The 19777-nt window shown below is 42.3% G+C and carries 16 protein-coding genes; 7 read left to right on the forward strand and 9 right to left on the reverse strand.

What is annotated here, in order from left to right; all coding sequences use genetic code 11:
• Positions 1-167: 167 nt before the first annotated feature.
• The 5 genes from fre to trxA form a co-directional block, all read right to left on the reverse strand.
• Complete coding sequence (gene fre, locus OCV27_RS14220; RefSeq protein WP_125320157.1) at positions 168-881, reverse strand: NAD(P)H-flavin reductase; 714 nt, start codon at positions 879-881, stop codon at positions 168-170.
• 169 nt (positions 882-1050) lie between these two features.
• Positions 1051-2907 carry a 4-hydroxy-3-polyprenylbenzoate decarboxylase gene (gene ubiD / locus OCV27_RS14225; RefSeq protein WP_125320156.1) on the reverse strand — a complete coding sequence of 619 codons (1857 nt, stop codon included), beginning with the start codon at positions 2905-2907 and terminating at the stop codon, positions 1051-1053.
• A gap of 82 nt (positions 2908-2989) precedes the next feature.
• The gene (locus OCV27_RS14230; RefSeq protein WP_125320155.1) at positions 2990-3985 is read right to left on the reverse strand and encodes a hypothetical protein; all 996 of its coding nucleotides are present in this window, start codon (positions 3983-3985) and stop codon (positions 2990-2992) included.
• Between the two features lie 103 nt (positions 3986-4088).
• The gene (rho, locus tag OCV27_RS14235; protein ID WP_125320162.1) at positions 4089-5348 is read right to left on the reverse strand and encodes a transcription termination factor Rho; all 1260 of its coding nucleotides are present in this window, start codon (positions 5346-5348) and stop codon (positions 4089-4091) included.
• Positions 5349-5549: 201 nt separating this feature from the next.
• A complete protein-coding gene (gene trxA / locus OCV27_RS14240; protein ID WP_125320154.1) occupies positions 5550-5876 on the reverse strand; it encodes a thioredoxin TrxA in 327 nt (108 codons plus the stop codon).
• 111 nt (positions 5877-5987) lie between these two features.
• Between trxA and rhlB the strand changes: the two genes are divergently transcribed.
• Complete coding sequence (rhlB, locus tag OCV27_RS14245; protein WP_125320153.1) at positions 5988-7289, forward strand: ATP-dependent RNA helicase RhlB; 1302 nt, start codon at positions 5988-5990, stop codon at positions 7287-7289.
• Positions 7290-7297: 8 nt separating this feature from the next.
• Positions 7298-8788: a guanosine-5'-triphosphate,3'-diphosphate diphosphatase gene (gppA, locus tag OCV27_RS14250; protein ID WP_125320152.1), complete on the forward strand. Its 1491-nt coding sequence runs from the start codon at positions 7298-7300 to the stop codon at positions 8786-8788.
• 52 nt (positions 8789-8840) lie between these two features.
• On the opposite strand, the gene OCV27_RS14255 is transcribed toward gppA, so the two are convergent.
• The 3 genes from OCV27_RS14255 to recQ all read right to left on the reverse strand — a co-directional run bounded on the left by OCV27_RS14255 (position 8841) and on the right by recQ (position 11894).
• Positions 8841-9509 carry a 7-cyano-7-deazaguanine/7-aminomethyl-7-deazaguanine transporter gene (locus OCV27_RS14255; RefSeq protein WP_125320151.1) on the reverse strand — a complete coding sequence of 223 codons (669 nt, stop codon included), beginning with the start codon at positions 9507-9509 and terminating at the stop codon, positions 8841-8843.
• A gap of 242 nt (positions 9510-9751) precedes the next feature.
• Complete coding sequence (locus OCV27_RS14260) at positions 9752-10066, reverse strand: DUF3630 family protein (protein WP_185759740.1); 315 nt, start codon at positions 10064-10066, stop codon at positions 9752-9754.
• The gene (gene recQ / locus OCV27_RS14265) at positions 10059-11894 is read right to left on the reverse strand and encodes an ATP-dependent DNA helicase RecQ (RefSeq protein WP_125320149.1); all 1836 of its coding nucleotides are present in this window, start codon (positions 11892-11894) and stop codon (positions 10059-10061) included. Before recQ ends, OCV27_RS14260 begins: the two co-directional genes overlap by 8 nt.
• Positions 11895-12077: 183 nt before the next feature.
• Here recQ and rarD point away from each other — a divergent pair, with 183 nt between their 5' ends.
• The 4 genes from rarD to ggt all read left to right on the forward strand — a co-directional run bounded on the left by rarD (position 12078) and on the right by ggt (position 16450).
• Positions 12078-12980, forward strand: coding sequence for an EamA family transporter RarD (gene rarD, locus OCV27_RS14270; protein WP_125320148.1), 903 nt, complete (start codon positions 12078-12080; stop codon positions 12978-12980).
• A 96-nt stretch (positions 12981-13076) separates the two neighbouring features.
• Positions 13077-13874: a helix-turn-helix transcriptional regulator gene (locus OCV27_RS14275; protein ID WP_125320147.1), complete on the forward strand. Its 798-nt coding sequence runs from the start codon at positions 13077-13079 to the stop codon at positions 13872-13874.
• Positions 13875-13939: 65 nt separating this feature from the next.
• On the forward strand, positions 13940-14602 hold the full coding sequence (locus OCV27_RS14280) for a LysE family translocator (RefSeq protein ID WP_125320146.1): 663 nt from the start codon (positions 13940-13942) through the stop codon (positions 14600-14602).
• Positions 14603-14701: 99 nt separating this feature from the next.
• Positions 14702-16450 (forward strand): gamma-glutamyltransferase, encoded by a 1749-nt coding sequence (ggt, locus tag OCV27_RS14285; protein ID WP_125320145.1) that lies wholly within the window; start codon positions 14702-14704, stop codon positions 16448-16450.
• Positions 16451-17027: 577 nt separating this feature from the next.
• Here the strand turns inward: ggt and uvrD are convergent.
• Positions 17028-19199: a DNA helicase II gene (uvrD, locus tag OCV27_RS14290; protein WP_125320144.1), complete on the reverse strand. Its 2172-nt coding sequence runs from the start codon at positions 19197-19199 to the stop codon at positions 17028-17030.
• Between the two features lie 308 nt (positions 19200-19507).
• On the opposite strand from uvrD, the gene OCV27_RS14295 reads away from it, so the two are divergent.
• Positions 19508-19768, forward strand: coding sequence for a BufA1 family periplasmic bufferin-type metallophore (locus tag OCV27_RS14295; RefSeq protein ID WP_125320143.1), 261 nt, complete (start codon positions 19508-19510; stop codon positions 19766-19768).
• Positions 19769-19777 lie beyond the last annotated feature (9 nt).

Consider the following 19777-nt stretch of genomic DNA (forward strand, 5'->3'; position numbering starts at 1 on the left):
CCGTAGCTCATGCCGTGTCAGTGGATGCGCATTATAGGGAGATATAGCTGTCACGCAAGCATTTATTATCCTAAAAATAGGCAAAATGAATCGTTCGGTTATTTTACCACCAAAACCATAAAAAAAAAGGCTAAAACCTTATAATCACGCTCAAAAATAGTTCAACACTATATAAAGGCATAAGCATCAGCAAAAATCCGCTCTCTGTTTACTCCTTTATTTTGGGTAAACTGCTCTCGCGCTGCTCCTGCCATTTCAAAACGACCCGCAATATAGATATCATAGTTAGCTAAGGACTCAAAATCTTCAACAACTGCAGCCAAGACATTTCCATGCCTCCCTGTCCAGTTAGAATTAGCTTGCTCAACAACTGGAACAAATTGAACATTCACATACTTACTTGCAATATCATTAAGCTCTTCCATTGCGTATAACTGACACTCATCACGAGCTCCCCAGTAGAGATAGATATTATTAACCTTATTTTGCGCAATACAATGATCTAAGATTGAACGTACATAACTAAAGCCAGTCCCTCCAGCAATTAAAAGCAGTGGTCGCTCGCTGTCTTCTCTTACCCAAGCTTCACCATGTGGCGCTTCAATATTAATTTCCGTGTCATTATCCAGTGCTTTTTTCATCTCATCGACAACTTCAATCGCATACGCGTTATGTTCAGCGGCACCAATATGAAGCTCTAACTCACCTTGATGACGGCAAGGGCTACTTGCTATAGAAAACGGACGTTTATCTTTTTCTCCCATCACCACTGTTAAATATTGTCCAGCTTTAAACGCTACAGGGGTTTCTGGGTGTAAAAGAATTCGATAAGTGTTACAAGCTAAAGGCTCAATAGACTTTACTTTGCATTGGATAGTCATAATATTCCTCTAACCTACCTGTCTAAGTAGGTCTCTTAATTACTCTGCGCATAGTTTTAACAAGTTACACGCCATTTTTTATTTTTATGCTGACTCTCGAACTAGCGAAACTCTGATCATACTTGTCTATCAGTACTCACAAAATAGAAAGTTAATGATAAAACCATCATCACAATATACCGAGCTTACTCCATTTTGCATCAACCTGCGCTACCAAGCTAAGATCCTTCTGAATTGGAATCCCCCACTCTCGCTGAACCTCACCTATAAATTTTTTTGTTGCATCTAAGCCTAATTTTGAACTAAGCCCATTTTGCGCATCAACAAGTGAAGTATCGCGTGCTGGATCCATTCTAGTTGTAATAGCCCATATAATATCGTTCCAATCACGAACATTAACATCATCATCACAAAGGATGACAAACTTAGCATCCGTATATTGTTGAAGAAATTTCCACACTCCACTGAGAACAGTTTGAGATTGCATCGCGTGTGTCTTATGCATGGAAACAATCACAAAGCGACCTACACCACCGGAATCGGGCATCTCAATGTCTACGATTTCAGGGAAAGCTTCTCGTAGTTGAAATAACTGTTCTTGTGTAATGACTTCTTGTACTGAAGATTGTAATTCTGAGCAGTCAGAACTCTCTGCATCCCATTTGACGGTGGCATCCAACCCCATTTTTGAACCTAATCCGACAACAGGCGAAGCAAAATCAAGCGAATCTATTGGAGTGTTTTCTATTATTAACGTATCACCAACAGGATCCATATGTTCACACATGGTATTAATTACATCATCCCAACAACGAGCATTAACATGTTCATCACAGACAAGTACAAATTTGGTATACATAAATTGACGAAGGAAAGACCAAACACCCATCATCACGCGCTTTGCATGCCCTGGGTATTGTTTCTTCATTGTCACTACAGCCATACGATAGGAGCAACCTTCAGGTGGCAGATAAAAGTCCACAATTTCAGGAAATTGCTTTTGTAAAATAGGGACAAAAACTTCGTTTAATGCTACGCCTAGTACTGCAGGTTCATCAGGAGGGCGACCAGTATAAGTACTGTGATATATCGGTTCTTTACGCATAGTCATATGGGTAACGGTAAAGACATGATGTTTTTCTTTTTCATTGTAGTAACCGGTGTGGTCTCCATACGGACCTTCATCTGCATATTCATTTGGGTCTATGTATCCCTCAAGCACAATTTCTGCACTTGCAGGAACATCCAGGTTATTACTAACAGACTTCACAACCTCGGTTTTACTTCCACGCAGCAAGCCAGCAAATGCATATTCCGATAAGGTATCAGGTACTGGTGTCACAGCGCCTAAGATGGTGGCAGGATCAGCACCAAAAGCCACAGAAACGGGGAAAAACTCACCTGGATTCGATAACACCCAATCTTTAAGATCAAGCGCTCCGCCACGATGAGCAAGCCAACGCATAATCACTTTGTTCTTACTAAGTTTTTGCTGGCGATAAATACCAAGATTTTGTCGTTTCTTAAGTGGTCCTTGGGTGATAGTCAATCCCCAAGTTAATAAAGGTGCTACATCATCCGGCCAACAGCTCATCACTGGAATTTTATCAAGGTCAACCTCATCACCTTGCCAAATTACTTGCTGACACTTAGCGTTACGTAACCTTTTCACTGGCATATTAAGAACCTGCCTGAAAACGGGAATTTTTTTCAGGGCATCCTTAAAACCTTTTGGAGGCTCTGGCTCTTTTAAATAAGCCAGCAATTTACCCACGTCCCGCAAATCCATAACATCTTTTCTGCCCATACCCATTGCCACCCTCTCAGCTGTGCCAAAAAGGTTTGTTAGTACGGGGATGTTATAACCAATTGGATTTTCAAACAGTAGCGCTGGCCCACCAGAACGCAAAGTGCGGTCACTAATCTCGGTCATCTCATAATGTGGATCAACAGGCTCAGAAATACGTTTGAGCTTTCCTTCCTGTTCAAGGTAAACAATAAAATCGCGTAAATCCCTTAAAATCATAGAACTGCTGTGATTTGATTAAACTGAAGGCAGTATAACAAAAAGAGGGATATGACGATCCCTCTTTTTAATAAGGTTAATACTATTGTGATAAAGCATTCAAAATAGCATGGCTTCGGACTTGAGGGTTACGATTAGCAAGCTCCTTAAGCCAAGGTGAATAACCTTGGTTGGCTAGCTCAGTAGCGACCAAAGACACTTCATCATGTAAGGTCATTCTAGCCACTAAAAATTTTTTTACTTTCTCTGTCATTGGCTTGATACGAGCCAATTCCTTAATTGCTTGTTCTTTTAGGCTAGGGTTATAAGATGCACTCATAATCTGCGAAACAGAAAATGCATCGCCAAGCTCCGCTAGTCTACTTAGCTCAACTTGGCTGTGATAATCCGCTCTCATTTGCCACAACAATTTATAGACTTCTGGACTCCTACTTGTCTGTGCTAAATGGACCATAATCTGGGAGGACGGGAGCCAACTGGTGATCGTTTCATCGGTCAATTGGGATACTAAGCCCTCAACTGCTTCTGAAGATAAGCTACTAAGCTCACGTAAAAATAAAGCTTCTCTTACTTGGAGTTGATATTCATCACCTGATAACCAGGATTTCAAACTTAGCTCTCCTCGCTCTGCATGATGCACAAAGTCTAGAGCTAAAGCATCTTGCTTCCACCGTTTAAGTATACGACTAGCGATCGCTGGATAGTTAAAGGCTGGAATTGAAAATTCATACCCTTCACCTCGGTCCAATACCTGATAGGCAGGAGCCATACTTTTTTGCTGCTCGACAAACAAAGACATACTAGGTGTCAAAGGAACATTCTGAGCTTCCATTTTCTTTAAGAGTAGGTATCTGGCAACCTCTTGTTGGGGGAGGGCCATTCTTTCAAGAGCAAAATTGAGTGAGTCGGCATTGCCTTGGGTGGCAGACTGAAGCAGTTCGGCCACCTTTTGATTAATCTGTTGATTATCAATTAACAGCTCGACTTGTTTTGGCTGCATTTCCGTTGCAAATGCACTAGGAGCTCCAATAAATAAAGATGTACATAGGAGAACCGAAGACAACATTCCTTGTTGCATGTTAACCTCCTCTTAACATTCTCCCTCATTGTGCGACTTATCAAACGATAATGCAAACAAAAACGCCACCGACAATGTCGATGGCGTTTAAGGTTACTAATTATTATTGACGCCGCATCGCATCAAAAAATTCATCATTGGTTTTTGTCATCGCAAGCTTGTCAATGAGAAACTCCATTGCGTCAATTTCTCCCATAGGGTGAACAATTTTACGCAGAATCCACATTTTCTGTAGCTCATCAGTCTTGGTAAGAAGCTCTTCGCGACGAGTACCACTACGGTTAAAGTCAATAGCAGGGAATACTCGTTTTTCCGCAATCTTACGATTCAAATGCAACTCCATATTACCTGTGCCTTTGAACTCTTCGTAGATAACCTCATCCATCTTAGAACCAGTGTCTACTAAGGCTGTTGCGATAATCGTTAGACTGCCACCCTCTTCAACATTACGAGCCGCACCGAAAAAGCGCTTAGGTCGATGCAACGCATTGGCATCCACACCACCCGTCAAGACTTTACCAGACGAAGGGACTACCGTGTTGTATGCACGAGCTAAACGAGTAATTGAGTCTAGCAAAATGATCACATTTTTCTTATGTTCAACAAGACGTTTAGCTTTTTCAATCACCATCTCTGCAACTTGAACGTGGCGTGATGCCGGCTCATCAAAAGTGGAAGCAATAACTTCACCTTTTACCAAACGCTGCATTTCAGTAACTTCTTCTGGACGCTCATCAATTAGAAGCACCATGAGTTCACATTCAGGATGATTATAAGCAATACTCTGAGCGATATTTTGCAACAGCATTGTCTTACCAGCTTTTGGCGGAGCGACTATCAATCCACGCTGGCCTTTCCCGATAGGTGAAGCAAGATCTAGCACACGCGCTGTAATATCTTCTGTCGAGCCATTACCACGCTCCATCACCATACGCTCATTAGCATGCAATGGTGTTAGGTTTTCAAACAGAATTTTGTTGCGAGCGTTATCTGGCTTGTCATCATTAACCGTGTTGACTTTTAATAAAGCAAAGTATCGCTCACCATCCTTAGGTGGACGAATCTTACCGGCGATTGAATCACCAGTACGTAAGTTAAAACGACGGATCTGACTCGGGGAAACATAAATGTCATCTGGGCCTGCCAAGTAGGAACTATCTGCACTGCGCAAAAAGCCAAAGCCGTCTTGAAGTATTTCCAGAACCCCGTCGCCAAATATATCTTCACCGCTTTTCGCGTGTGCTTTTAGGATAGCGAAGATGATGTCTTGTTTTCTCAAGCGGGCTAGGTTTTCAAGGCCCAAGCTTTCGCCCAGTTTTACAAGATCAGACACAGGTCTATTCTTAAGTTCTGTTAGATTCATGGTGGTGGATACTTGTTTAGTCAAAATAGGATCTGTTATTTAGTTAAGATGAATTTGGTCACAGGATCGACCAAGAAGAGAAACTTGTTTATTTAACGTGCAACAATTTAACACTAAATACTAGCCTAGTCTAGATTTTGTTGATATTCAAAACCAAAACCGTGCATCAGTTACAATGCACGGCCTTATCGCAGGAACCGCTTAAAGGTTTGCGTCTAAAAATTCTTTAAGCTGAGTTTTAGACAATGCACCCACTTTAGTTGCTGCCACTCCACCATCCTTAAAAAGTAATAAGGTCGGAATACCACGAATACCAAATTTGGGTGGAGTACCTGCATTCTGGTCGATATTTAGTTTACCGATAGTGAGTTTGCCTTCGTACTCATCTGCGATTTCGTCCAAAATAGGTGCAATCATTTTACATGGACCACACCATTCTGCCCAAAAATCAACAAGAACTGGGCCTGCAGCCTTGATCACATCGTTTTCAAATTCGTCATCAGTTAGCTGCAAAATCTTATCACTCATCTTACACTCCAATGTGTTTTTTAAGCTTGGTTAGATGATAACCAGTATTTAGATGTCCTATTGGAATGTATTTACCTTCGTATTGCAAGCTTAAGCTGATATTCTATAGCTATGAAAAAGACGCACATCACAGAGCAAAAATTCGCCGATTTGGGTTTACACCCCCAAGTTATTGAAGGTTTGGATAAAAAAGGGTTCGAGTTTTGTACCCCTATTCAAGCTTTGGCGTTGCCGGTACTGCTCACCGGCCAAGACATCGCAGGTCAGGCTCAAACTGGAACAGGAAAAACTCTAGCTTTTCTGGCTGCTACTTTCCACCACTTACTCAACACCCCTGAACATGAAGGACGCAAGGCAACACAACCGCGAGCTATCATCATGGCTCCGACTCGAGAACTTGCTATACAGATATATAACGATGCCGAGTCCTTGATTGCGACCACGGGCATCAAAGCTGCATTGGCTTATGGCGGCGAAAGTTACGACAAACAACTGTCCAAACTCGAACAGGGTGTTGACATACTAATCGGCACCACAGGTCGTATTATCGATTTCTATAAGCAACGCGTATTTAATCTGAGGAACATTCAGGTCGTTGTCCTTGATGAAGCCGATCGCATGTTTGATCTTGGCTTTATTAAAGATATACGCTTTCTATTCCGTGGAATGCCAGAGCCTAAAGAACGCCTTAATATGCTGTTTTCAGCGACTCTATCTTATCGAGTTCAAGAACTCGCCTTTGAACACATGCATAATCCTGAACATCTGGCAGCGGAGCCAGAACAAAAAACAGGACATCGTATTCAAGAAGAACTCTTCTATCCATCAAATGAAGATAAAATGCCACTTCTACAAACACTGATTGAAGAAGACTGGCCTGAGCGTGCCATAGTGTTTGCCAACACCAAACACAAATGTGAATCCATCTGGGGGCATCTTGCTGCTGATCAGCATCGAGTGGGATTGCTTACTGGTGATGTACCACAGAAAAAGCGTGAGAGAATTCTTGACCAATTCACACGTGGTGAAGTTGATCTACTTGTAGCAACTGACGTAGCCGCTAGGGGACTTCATATTCCGCTGGTAACTCATGTATTTAATTATGATTTACCTGACGATTGTGAAGATTATGTCCACCGTATTGGTCGTACTGGCCGTGCTGGTGAAAGTGGCCATTCGATCAGCTTCGCCTGTGAAGCATACGCTATCAACCTTCCTGCAATCGAAGAATACATAGATCATACGATCCCTGTTTCTGAATATGACGCATCAGCCTTGATTCAAGATCTGCCGGCACCACTTCGCATGCGTTCAAATCGAACACAGCAACGCCGCACTAATACAGGTGGTTCACGCTCAAACAATCGCCGTTCAAATAACCGCTCTCGTCAGCATCAAAATAAAGATTCTTAGGGCCGTCTATGAGACCAGAAGCTTCATCCCCACTTTATGCAGCCATTGACCTAGGGTCGAACAGTTTTCATATGCTGGTTGTGCGTCATATAAATGGCAGCATACAAACTATGGCAAAAATTAAACGTAAAGTACGTCTAGCTGCAGGGTTAGACGAAAACAACCGTTTGAGCCAAGAGGCAATGCATAGGGGATGGGACTGTCTGAATCTTTTTGCTGAACGCCTTCAAGATATTCACCAACAAAACATTCGTATTGTCGCTACCGCTACTCTGCGAACCGCAACTAATGCAGACGTTTTCCTTGATCATGCCAGTCAAATACTCGGTTATCACATAGATGTCATTAATGGAGAGGAGGAAGCTGCCACTATATATAAAGGTGTTGCCCACACCTCCGGTGGTTGTGGACGTCGCTTAGTCGTTGATATTGGTGGGGCTAGTACCGAGCTAATAATAGGACAAGGTTTTGAAGCTAAAGTACTCCATAGTTTAAAAATGGGCTGTGTAACTTGGTTAGAAAGTCACTTTAAAGATCGCCAACTTTCTGCAGAAAACTTTGAGAGTGCTATAGCAGCAGCTAAAAAAAAGCTAAAGCCTGTACTAAAGCAATATACAAAAATTGGCTGGGATGTATGTGTCGGAGCTTCAGGTACAGTGCAAGCATTACAAGAAATTATGCTCGCACAAGGCATGGATGAAGTAATCACTCATACCAAGCTCAAGCGCCTACAAAAACAAGCCATGCTGACGAATCATTTAGAAGAACTAGAAATTGAAGGCCTCACACTAGAAAGAGCGCTAGTTTTCCCAAGCGGGCTTTCGATTCTTATCGCCATCTTTGAGTTACTTAACATTGATTCTATGACGCTATCTGGCGGGGCATTGCGTGAAGGTTTAGTGTATGAAATGCTTGATGAGCTCAAGCAAGATAACATTCAAGCTCGCACCATAGCCAGTGTGCAAAGTCGTTACCAGCTGGATACTGCATATGGTGAACAGGTAGCTAATTTGGCCAATAAATTACTGAGTCAATGTGAGAAAAACTGGATCCCCGAGGCCCTCGGAATCGCAATACTAGAAACGGCCGCAAGGTTACATGAAATCGGCCTAACTATTGACTTCAAAGAGGGTGGAGAGCACAGTGCATACTTGTTAAAGCACTTGGAATTACCAGGTTATACACGCGCACAAAAACAACTCCTCAGCGAAATAACGCGCCGCTATCGAGATAATCTGACTACTTTGCCACAGCAGCACGCTGTGTCAGATAGCAGTGCAAAGCGCATACTACGCATACTACGTTTGTCGATCTTACTTTCACATCGACGCAGCCCTGACTTAGAACCTAGTATTTCACTTGAGTCACGAGGGGATAAAATAACGATTACGCTATCTTCTCAATGGTGTAAGGCTAACCCCCTGACCGCTGCTGAACTCGAAATGGAAGCCAATAGGCAAAGCGATCTTAGCTGGCCACTAACCATTATCACTGACTAAAAATTAAAAAGCCCAGTACAATATGACTGGGCCCTTCAATTTCTACCTATTCTTAGTTCGCACCAACAACTCTAAATTCGGGCCGAATAGCAGTAATCTTCTTTACCAAGTAGTTCAATAACACACCGTATATAGGCACAAACAGCCCTAAACTGATAACCAATTTAAAACCGTAGTCCACAAGTGCAATTTCTACCCAGTGCTCTGCCATAAAAGGATCAGGACTTTGATAAAAGGCTATCGAGAAAAAGGCTACTGTATCGAGAGCATTACCAAGTAATGTTGAACAGGTAGGCGCTATCCACCACTGCCTCATCTGGCGCAAGCGATTAAAAACGTAGATATCCAATATTTGTCCAAGTAAATACGCCATAAAGCTGGCAATCGCAATACGTGCAACAAACAAATTAAATTCACCCAAATGGGCAAAACCTTGGAACTGCCCTTCAAAGAAAAGCACGGATAACCCATAAGAAACCGCAAGAGCCGGTAGCATTACCCAGCCGATAATCTTACGTGCTAACTGGGCACCAAAAATACGTACCGTCAGATCTGTAGCTAGGAAAATAAATGGGAAAGTAAATGCCCCCCAAGTTGTATGGAAGCCAAAAACGGTAAATGGAAGCTGAACCAAATAATTACTAGAAGCAATAATGGCTAGATGAAATAAAACCAACAGAAGAAGCGCTTTACGCTGCTGAGCTACAGAAAAACTACTCATAAGATACCTTTTTAATTTGATTTTGGGGTGAGGGAACCCAAATAGAACCCAATAATTTTGGACTCTTACCAATAATATTAACAATCAACTCCGACAGTTATTAAATAAAACACCTTCAATAATAAAAATAAGCCGCTGCTATATTAATATTTAAAGGTATTAAACTTGATAATTATCGCGGCGGAGGATTATACATTAACCACCTCATGCTGCAATAGTTAGCAAAAGCTTCGTTAGTCAATTTAGAAACCGCACTTAAATAAGCTGGCAAGATAATCCAATTCTTCTTTACTATCTTGAATAACCAAAGCTTCCATCCACACACTCTCACTATAATGCTCAGACTTTAGCAATAACTGGCAACCTTCAAAATCAATTAACCAAGAATGAATATCTGCATCCCACTGTTTTTCTATCAAAGTTGCAGAAAGCTGTTTCAATAAACGCTCTCCCACTAAAGGGAAGCTATCGAAGTCAAAACTCGGCACTCGAAGAATAAGTCGCCCTTGTTGTTGCTGGTATTCCAGTAGACCAAATTCATTTTTTACGTTAGCCATGGTAGGACACATGCTCCTGAATTAAATCTAAAAATGGATCGGCATATTTCTCCAGCTTACGCTGACCAACACCATTAACAGCCAACATTTCGCCGTATGACGTGGGTAAAATTTCCGCCATGTCGATTAATGTCGCGTCGCTAAATACAACATATGGAGGCAACCCATCTTCATCTGCAATCGACTTACGTAATTTACGCAATTTAGCAAATAACTTCTTATCGTAATTCTTACTCGTCAGCTTCTCTGATTTAGCCGTTCTCGCAGCAGTATCAAGCCTTGGAACGGCCAACTCTAAGTTCATATCACCACGTAATAGTGGGCGAGCCTCTTCAGTCAATTGAAGAGTCGAATTACGAGTAATGTTTTGCGACAACATACCTTTATGTATTAATTGACGAATAATACTGACCCAATAGTCATGACTATTTTCACGACCAATACCATAGGTCGAAAGTTTATCATGCCCATTTTCTCGAATTCGAATATTCTGCATACCACGTAACACTTCAACTACATAGCTAATACCGAAATTCTGATTCACTCGGTAAGCACAAGATATTGCTTTACGTGCTTGTTCGGTTGCATCAAAATGTTTAGGTGGATCAAGGCAGATATCACAATTACCACATGGCATATCACTGTATTCACCAAAATAGTTAAGTAGCACTTGACGTCGGCATGTCTGCGCTTCAGCAAAAGCACTCATCGCATTTAACTTATGACTTTCGACTTGTTTTTGCGAGCCTTCGTCTTTTTCATCCAGCATCCTTCTCAACCAGCTCATATCTGCCGGGTCATACAGCATCATAGCCTCTGCTGGCAAACCATCTCGTCCTGCTCGGCCAGTTTCCTGATAGTAAGACTCGATATTGCGCGGAATATCAAAATGAACAACAAAACGTACATTCGGCTTATTGATACCCATACCAAAAGCCACTGTGGCAACCACTATTTGTATATCATCACGCTGAAAAGCCTCCTGAACATAGGCTCTCTCATCGGTATCCAAACCTGCATGATAGCTCGCAGCACGAACATGGTTGTTACACAGTTTTTCGGTCACCATTTCTACTTTTTTACGGCTACCACAATAAATGATGCCACACTGATTTTTTTGTCCAGCAACGAAACGAATAATCTGTGAGATAGGTTTGTGTTTTTCTATCAAGGTATAGCGAATGTTAGGGCGATCAAAACTGCCCAAATAAATATGAGGTTCTTGAAGTTGTAATCTATGCGTAATGTCATTGCGAGTTGCCTCATCGGCTGTCGCGGTGAGAGCCATAAATGGCACATCAGGAAATTGCTGTTTTAATTGCCCCAACAAAGCGTATTCTGGTCTAAAATCATGCCCCCATTGGGAAATGCAATGTGCCTCATCAACAGCGATCATTGATAATGATAGAGCTCCAAGTCGCTCAACAAAGTCACGCATCAGAACTCGCTCAGGCGAGGCATACACCAACTTTAGCTCGCCAGATTGCATCCGATTATAGACATTAATCAGCTCTTCCCGTGGCATAGTCGAATTAATACATTCCGCCACTACCCCATTGGCTTTCAGCTGATCAACTTGGTCTTTCATCAATGAAATCAGAGGTGATATCACCAAAGTTAACCCTTCACGTACCAAAGCTGGAATTTGATAACAAAGTGACTTACCTCCCCCGGTCGGCATAATGACAATGCAATCTTGATCTGCGGCAGCAGCATCAATGACTTCCCTTTGACCATCACGAAATGATTTATAACCAAACACATCCTCTAAGACCTTTTCAGGTGTGATTGCAGGATCAGATTGTTGAGCAAACAGCGTCGCGGTCATTGGAGTCTCAGTTAGGAAATATAGCGAAATGTAAAGCGCACATTGTAGTAGTGTTCGAATACGAATAAAACTGCAAATTACTACCAAATCAGTGCAAAAGATAATCCAACACTAGATGATAGACACTACCACTCGTATACTGAATGATTACTATAATAAGAATCAGTAGCTGGACGAACATCAATGACAACAGAACAGCAATCAAGGCAAGGCGTGCTTCTCGCCATCGGTGCCTATACCATGTGGGGCATTGCACCTATTTACTTTAAAGCCATCAGCCAAGTTTCACCGCTAGAAATCCTCAGTCATCGTGTCGTTTGGTCATTCGTTCTTCTTACTGTCTTACTGCACTTCGGTCGTCGCTGGCGTGGTGTAAGGGATGTAAGCCGCTCCAAGAGTAAAATGTTGTATTTAATTTCTACGGCTTTGCTTGTTGGAGTTAATTGGTTGATTTTTATCTGGGCAGTCAATTCCAACCATATGTTAGATGCCAGTCTAGGGTATTACATCAACCCCCTACTCAATGTGGTACTTGGAATGTTATTTTTAGGAGAGCGCCTGCGCAAGTTACAATGGTTTGCAGTCGCATTGGCGACTTGCGGTGTTGCAGTTCAGTTGATCGCCTTTGGATCTGTGCCCATGGTCGCCATTGCACTCGCCTTTACCTTTGGTCTATATGGACTACTGCGCAAAAAGGTTAGCCTAGATGCACAAACAGGATTATTTATTGAAACCCTAGTAATGCTACCCGCAGCTGCAATTTATCTGTTGTGGATTGCAGATTCTCCCACTTCTGATTTTGCACTCAATTCATTAACTTTAAATATATTACTAATCGCGGCAGGAATCGTCACCACACTGCCTCTGCTGTGTTTCACTGGCGCCGCGACTAGGCTCAAACTGTCAACTCTAGGTTTTTTCCAATACATCGGCCCCAGCCTAATGTTTTTGCTTGCTGTCCTAGTATACGGCGAAATTTTTACCACTGATAAAGCCATTACCTTTGCATTCATCTGGGGTGCTTTAGTGGTCTTCAGTTTCGATGGACTAACAAATAATAAACGCTCACGCGTAACAAAACCTTAAACTTCGCCAGCGTCGAATCATACTAGTGATCTTTTTTTACAAGACAAATGATAAGAATAAATATAAAGTCGGTTAAGTTTGATACAGGTCGTCATCATGGATAAGGTAAATTACCTCACAACACAAAATGAAAAGATAGGCCTAATTAAAGCCCACTATAAAAAGTTCGCCTTTCGAAGGCACTACCACCTCGACTTTCACATTGGTTTAATCACTAGCGGTCAACAAAAGTTTTGCTATCACGGCACAAATCATACCGTTGGCCATGGCCAGGTCGTTATTATGCCACCCGATGAATTGCATGACGGGAGGTCAATTCATGATAATGGTTATCAAGTTAGGGTGTTTTCTATTGAACCCAAATGGTTTAATGATCTCGCAGAACTCAAGAATGACAGTGACCAAGTTCGATTTAACCAATTCGTAATCTCTGACTCAGGCTTATTCACACATCTCGTTAAACTCCATCAATTACTGAGCAAAAATGACCTAAGCCAGTTGGCAAAAGACTGTTTGCCTTATGAAGGTTTTGAGCAGTTATTTAGTCATTATGGTGCGGTACGGCAAAAAAACGTCGTACTACTTGGAAATCAATCAATTTCATCACTAAAGGAGTATTTACTGGAAAATTTAGCGCAACCCGTAAGGCTTGAAGATTTATCTCAGTTATGCCGACTCAGCCCCACTCAGTTTCAGCGCCACTTTAAAGCTAAAATGGGTTTAACACCTTATGCTTGGCTCAGTCGTTTAAGGCTCGAACATGGATTAAAACTACTTAAAACTGGCGTATGTGGCACCAAAGTCGCTCACCAAATTGGTTTTTATGATCAAGCACATTTTAGCAAGACCTTTAAATCAACTTATGGCATTTCACCTTCTAAGCTTCAGTGTTAATAATTTACAATCATTACTATTCTCCTCAAGGCAAAATGAGCTCATATTAATCAATGAGTATCACAATGAACGAAATCACTATCCTCACAACACTCGCTAGTGTTCATTTTATCGCCCTAATGAGCCCTGGGCCTGATTTTGCTTTGGTGGTCCAAAATGCTGCACGCCATGGACGCCAGACAGGACTCTATATAGCGTTAGGACTTTCATTTGGCATACTCCTTCATTCGATTTTGAGCCTGACTGGAATTAGCTATCTGGTCCACCAACAGCCAGACTTATTTGCTGGATTACAGTTAATCGGAGGTAGCTACTTAGTTTATCTTGGTTACAGTGCTCTTAATGGATGTTGGAGAGCAAAAAATAATCCTAAACCTCACCCAAGGCAAGCAAACAAAGGTGTACTACTGAGCAATAAACGCCAAGCATTCTCTCAAGGTCTATCAACCAATATACTCAACCCTAAAGCACTGGTTTTCTTTATTAGCCTGATGTCCAGCTTAGTTCCGCCTCATATGTCTCTTACGGGTAAAGGAATGGCACTGGTCATATTGTGGGGGCTATCTTTAATATGGTTTTCATTGCTTGCATGGGCGCTATCAACCAAACGCATGCAAGGTAAAGTGCAAGCGATGGCCTTTTATATTGATGGGTTATGTGGGGTGATATTCACAGTAATAGGCACTAGTATTCTTTGGCAGTCCATCTCTGGTTTAATGTTAATTTAATAAAAAAATTGATTCGAGATTACATTTTTGTAACAAATCCTTAGACTCCAAACTGTTCCACTGCCACTCTGTCACCGCATAGTTTACAAGGAGTACAAGATGCAGTGGAAACACCCATTTCTAGCGACATGTCTATTATTCACCTCTATTTCTGCCATTGCTGATCAAGCAGCGGACTCTGTTGCTCCCGAAGAAAGTAGTGGTTTAGAACAAAAACAGCTGGTTAAATCCAGAGACTGGATGGTAACGACTGCGAACCCACTCGCAACTCAAGCTGGCGCTGATATTCTCAAACAAGGTGGTAACGCCATCGATGCCATGATCACCACTCAACTCATGCTGGGCCTAGTTGAGCCACAGTCATCAGGGATCGGTGGTGGTGCATTTCTTGTATATTGGGATGCAAAGAAAAAGAAACTTACCACTTATGATGGGCGTGAAACCGCACCTCTCGCGGCCACACCACAACTGTTCCAAGATAAAAATGGCAAGCCGCTGCAATTTTATGACGCAGTAGTCGGCGGGCGCTCTGTCGGAACTCCTGGCGTAGTAAAACTGATGTGGGAAACACACCAAAAATATGGAAAGCTAAAATGGGAACAACTATTTGAGCCTGTAATTAAAGTAGCCTTGGATGGTTTTTCTATCAGTCCAAGGCTTGCCACTCTAATCGCTAAAGATGCCAAACGTCTCTCTCGCTTCCCCGAGACAAAAGCTTATTTTTTTAACCCTGACGGCTCAGCGAAAAAACAAGGTGTATTGCTAAAAAATCCAGCTTATGCCGATACACTGACCGCCATTGCAAAAAAAGGTGCTGACGCTTTCTACAAAGGCAAAATTGCTGAAGATATTGTGAATATCGTCAAATCAGCTCAAGGTAACCCTGGGGTGCTTGCCCAAGAAGACTTCGAAACTTATAAAGTTAAGCAACGCCAGCCAGTCTGTTCCACTTACCAAAGCTACGAGATTTGTGGTATGGGCCCACCAGCTTCTGGCGCACTAACGGTCAATCAGATTTTAACCATGACAGAAGAATTTGACCTAAAAGGATGGGGACCAAACAATGCTAAATCCTGGCAAGTCATTGCTGATGCATCCCTTTTAGCATTTTCTGACAGGGGTATGTATATGGCAGATGAAGACTTTGTCCCTATGCCAACCCAAGGTTTAGTTGATGCAGAATATCTAAAAAAGCGCGCCCAATTAATAACGCCTGGGAAAGCATTAGAAAGAGCATCAGCAGGCTCTCCTCCTTGGAACTACGCAAGTCAACAAAGCCCTGATGAATCCATTGAACTCCCCTCGACAAGTCACTTCAATATTGTCGATAAAGACGGAAATGTAGTATCCATGACAGCTTCAGTCGAAAATGCCTTCGGTTCACGTCTCATGACTAACGGCTTTATACTCAATAATGAGTTAACCGATTTCTCATTCAGCACCCACAATGACGGCAACCCTATCGCAAATCGCCTCGAACCCGGTAAACGCCCTCGATCTTCTATGGCTCCCACCATAATAATGGAAAATGGCAAACCCTATATGGCCATTGGTTCCCCAGGCGGAAGTCGCATTATAGGTTACGTTGCCCAAGCCATTATTGCTCATACTCAATGGGGCATGGATATTCAGCAAGCAATTAATCAACCTCACATATTGAACCGTTTTGGCACGCTTGATATTGAACAAGGCACCTCGGCAGAGGAGATGAAATCAGATCTAGAAAGGATGGGCTTTGATGTCAGTATTGGAGACTTAAATTCGGGCCTTCATGCCATCTTAATCAATAGCCGACAATTAGAGGGGGCCGCCGACCCAAGACGCGAAGGAACAGCAATCGGGCAGTAGCAATAATCTGCCCGCCACCTTGTGAGATATTTCTTACAAGGCAGTGAGCTAACATCTATTTTTTAATGAGATTATTAAAATTAGAGTAATATAACTAGCTGTTAGAAAAGAATTTGCTCTATTTTTAACCACTTTCCATTAGCAGAGAATAGACAAGTTAACCTTGAGGAATATTTTGGGCGTCGTAATATGAACTCTGTCGGAAGGATGCTGACACGGAACAGGAAACACCAAGGAATTGGTTATCTTCAGGATGAAGATTCGGCTACTTAAGATAAGCAGTCGGCATGGATAGCAAATTGGACATTGAACGGACTCAAAATAGTAACTAGGATGGTTACTACTAGGGAAAGAAAATGGATACCGCTTAAGGAATAGGCGATGCGAGCTAGCTAGGATAGTTAGCGGACCAGGATAGGGTCAAGGACACCGCTAGGATGGCGATGAAGGGACTGAGCTGAAGGACATCAGCATACTATCAAGGATTTGATGCATGGAGCACCTTTTAGTAGCTGGATTGCTGCGAGTAAGACTATAACCCCGATGGGCGAAAGCCCTCGGGGTTTTTCTTTTAGTATTATAATTGTTCTAGTTTAGCGTATGCCGTTACCAGCCATTTGATGCCTTCACCATTAAAGGCAACCTGTACACGACCTTGATGACCACTCCCCTCAAAATTGATGATGGTCCCTTCTCCAAATTTTGGATGCTTGACACGCGCCCCCAAACTAAAGCCAGTCTCATTAAAGCTTTCTTTCACTATTTTAGAGCTGAATCTGCCCGAACTAGTAGGACGACTCACCTGCGCCTTCATCCGAACTTCATCCACACAGGTTTCTGGCAATTCACGAATAAATCGTGATGGTTTGTGGAACTTATCTTGGCCATATAAACGACGCATTTCAGCATAAGTGATATAGAGCTTTTGCATGGCCCGTGTCATACCTACATAACATAAGCGGCGTTCCTCTTCCAGCCGGCCAGCCTCTTCAACTGACATTTGACTTGGAAACATCCCTTCTTCCACTCCAACCATAAATACCAGTGGAAACTCTAACCCTTTGGCACTGTGCAAAGTCATTAACTGAACCGCATCTTCAAATTCATCAGCTTGCCCCTCACCAGCTTCCAATGCAGCATGAGTTAGAAATGCCGTCAACAAGCTCATATCGTCTGCTTCTTCGGGCTTTTCAAATTGACGAGTCGCTGTTACTAACTCCTCTAAGTTTTCGATACGAGCTTTGGACTTCTCACCTTTTTCCTGCTCATACATAGCATATAAGCCAGAATATTTGATTACATGATCGGCTTGAATATGAAGTGATATTTCACAAGTATCATCTTCCAGTGCATTAATCAGTTCGACAAAACGCCCAAGTGCGATAGCAGCCCTACCTGCAAGCACTTTTTCTTCTAACAGAGCAACGCTAGCATCCCACATAGTACAACCTCTGTCTCTAGCCGCAAAACGTAATGTCTCTAACGTCTTGTCACCCAAGCCACGAGTCGGTGTGTTCACTATTCTTTCAAATGCTGCGTCATCATTACGGTTAGCCATCAAACGTAAATAGCTCAATGCATCTTTGATCTCCTGGCGTTCAAAGAATCGCATTCCACCATAGATACGGTAAGGCAAGCCCACCTGAATGAGTGCCTCTTCCAGCACTCGTGACTGCGCATTATTACGATACAACATAGCTGCATCATTCAACGCCCCGCCTTTTTCTTGCCAATCTTTAATCTTATTAACTGCAAAGCGAGCTTCATCCAGATCGTTGTATGCCGAATAAACTGAAATAGGCTCTCCCGCCAAACCCTCTGTCCACAATTCCTTACCCATGCGCTCAGTATTGTTGGCAATTAAAGCATTTGAGGCTTGGAGGATAGTTTTAGTCGAGCGGTAATTTTGCTCCAAACGTATCGTATTAACACTTGAAAATTCACGGGTAAATTTTTCAATATTTTCGATTTTTGCCCCACGCCAACCATAGATGGATTGGTCGTCATCACCCACTATCATAACGTTCGATTCTGGCCCTGCCATCATTCTCAACCATGCATACTGGATATTATTGGTATCTTGAAACTCATCGACTAGAATGTGTTTAAAACGTGCCTGATAGTGCTCACGTATATGTTTTTTGTTACGTAAGAGCTCATGAGATCGCAGCAAAATCTCAGCAAAATCAACTAAACCAGCACGGTCGCATGCTTCTTGATACGCACTATAAAGCTGAAGATAAGTTTGAGTAACAGGATCGCGGTATGTATCAATATGACTGGGTCGCAAACCTTCATCTTTTTTACCGTTTATCCACCAAGCGACCTGTCTTGCCTGCCACTGCTTCTCATCCAAGTTTTGTGCTTTTATTAACCTGCGAAGAAGGCGCTGCTGATCATCACTGTCCATAATCTGAAAATCATCCGGTAACTCAGCATCAAGATAATGCGCGCGCAAAATTCGATGGCAGATACCATGGAAAGTACCATTCCACATCCCCGTGGCACTACCCATCATTAAGTCTTCGATACGACCACGCATTTCAGCAGCTGCTTTGTTGGTAAAAGTTACCGACATAATTGAAAAAGGTGAAACTTGCTCAACCGACATTAGCCACGCGATTCGGTGTACCAATACTCGAGTTTTACCACTTCCGGCTCCAGCAAGAACCAATAAGTTTTCAAGTGGAGCAGCAACAGCTTGGCGCTGCTTATCATTAAGGCCATCGAGAAGTAAAGAGGGGTCCATTAGAGTTCAGCCACTGGTTATCTATACATGAAAAGTAATTATAACCTAAACATCATATTGAGTTCAGAATATTAACCACAAAAACAGATTCAAATAATACCATCAAAAACAATGACTTAATAAAAAAATATGATGCAGATGTTTTTTTTTGACGTTTTTTTGAAAGTTTTACGATGTTTTTTCTATCCTTTAAGTTGAGCAAGCTTATGAATTAGCTTATGAAAAATATCTTAACCCACGACTAAAGGATGTTTTAGACAGGGTAACTTAGGTATTCACTGAGAAAGGAAAAGTCTGAGGAAAATACTATGAAGAAAACAAATTTTGCCATCACTGCTGCAGTAACTAGCCTTGTTGCTCTAGGTGCAACTGCATTGACAGCGACCCCTGCTATTGCAGCAGAAAAAGAGAAGTGCTACGGCGTATCAAAAGCCGGAAAGAACGATTGTGCAACCAAATCTAGTTCGTGTGCAGGCACCTCGAAAGAAGACAACCAGAAAGACGCCTTTATAGTGGTTCCAAAAGGTCTGTGCGATAAACTTGTGGGTAGCAGTACCCAGTCTTCTTAATCACTAGGG

It is taken from the genome of Vibrio pectenicida, from assembly GCA_024347015.1.
Classification (GTDB): domain Bacteria; phylum Pseudomonadota; class Gammaproteobacteria; order Enterobacterales; family Vibrionaceae; genus Vibrio; species Vibrio pectenicida.

Excerpts from the sequence above, each read along its gene's own strand:
- fre (WP_125320157.1), bottom strand. The coding sequence starts at position 881 with ATGACTATCCAATGCAAAGTAAAGTCTATTGAGCCTTTAGCTTGTAAC.
- ubiD (WP_125320156.1), bottom strand. The coding sequence starts at position 2,907 with ATGATTTTAAGGGATTTACGCGATTTTATTGTTTACCTTGAACAGGAA.
- OCV27_RS14230 (WP_125320155.1), bottom strand. The coding sequence starts at position 3,985 with ATGCAACAAGGAATGTTGTCTTCGGTTCTCCTATGTACATCTTTATTT.
- rho (WP_125320162.1), bottom strand. The coding sequence starts at position 5,348 with ATGAATCTAACAGAACTTAAGAATAGACCTGTGTCTGATCTTGTAAAA.
- trxA (WP_125320154.1), bottom strand. The coding sequence starts at position 5,876 with ATGAGTGATAAGATTTTGCAGCTAACTGATGACGAATTTGAAAACGAT.
- rhlB (WP_125320153.1), top strand. The coding sequence starts at position 5,988 with ATGAAAAAGACGCACATCACAGAGCAAAAATTCGCCGATTTGGGTTTA.
- gppA (WP_125320152.1), top strand. The coding sequence starts at position 7,298 with ATGAGACCAGAAGCTTCATCCCCACTTTATGCAGCCATTGACCTAGGG.
- OCV27_RS14255 (WP_125320151.1), bottom strand. The coding sequence starts at position 9,509 with ATGAGTAGTTTTTCTGTAGCTCAGCAGCGTAAAGCGCTTCTTCTGTTG.
- OCV27_RS14260 (WP_185759740.1), bottom strand. The coding sequence starts at position 10,066 with ATGGCTAACGTAAAAAATGAATTTGGTCTACTGGAATACCAGCAACAA.
- recQ (WP_125320149.1), bottom strand. The coding sequence starts at position 11,894 with ATGACCGCGACGCTGTTTGCTCAACAATCTGATCCTGCAATCACACCT.
- rarD (WP_125320148.1), top strand. The coding sequence starts at position 12,078 with ATGACAACAGAACAGCAATCAAGGCAAGGCGTGCTTCTCGCCATCGGT.
- OCV27_RS14275 (WP_125320147.1), top strand. The coding sequence starts at position 13,077 with ATGGATAAGGTAAATTACCTCACAACACAAAATGAAAAGATAGGCCTA.
- OCV27_RS14280 (WP_125320146.1), top strand. The coding sequence starts at position 13,940 with ATGAACGAAATCACTATCCTCACAACACTCGCTAGTGTTCATTTTATC.
- ggt (WP_125320145.1), top strand. The coding sequence starts at position 14,702 with ATGCAGTGGAAACACCCATTTCTAGCGACATGTCTATTATTCACCTCT.
- uvrD (WP_125320144.1), bottom strand. The coding sequence starts at position 19,199 with ATGGACCCCTCTTTACTTCTCGATGGCCTTAATGATAAGCAGCGCCAA.
- OCV27_RS14295 (WP_125320143.1), top strand. The coding sequence starts at position 19,508 with ATGAAGAAAACAAATTTTGCCATCACTGCTGCAGTAACTAGCCTTGTT.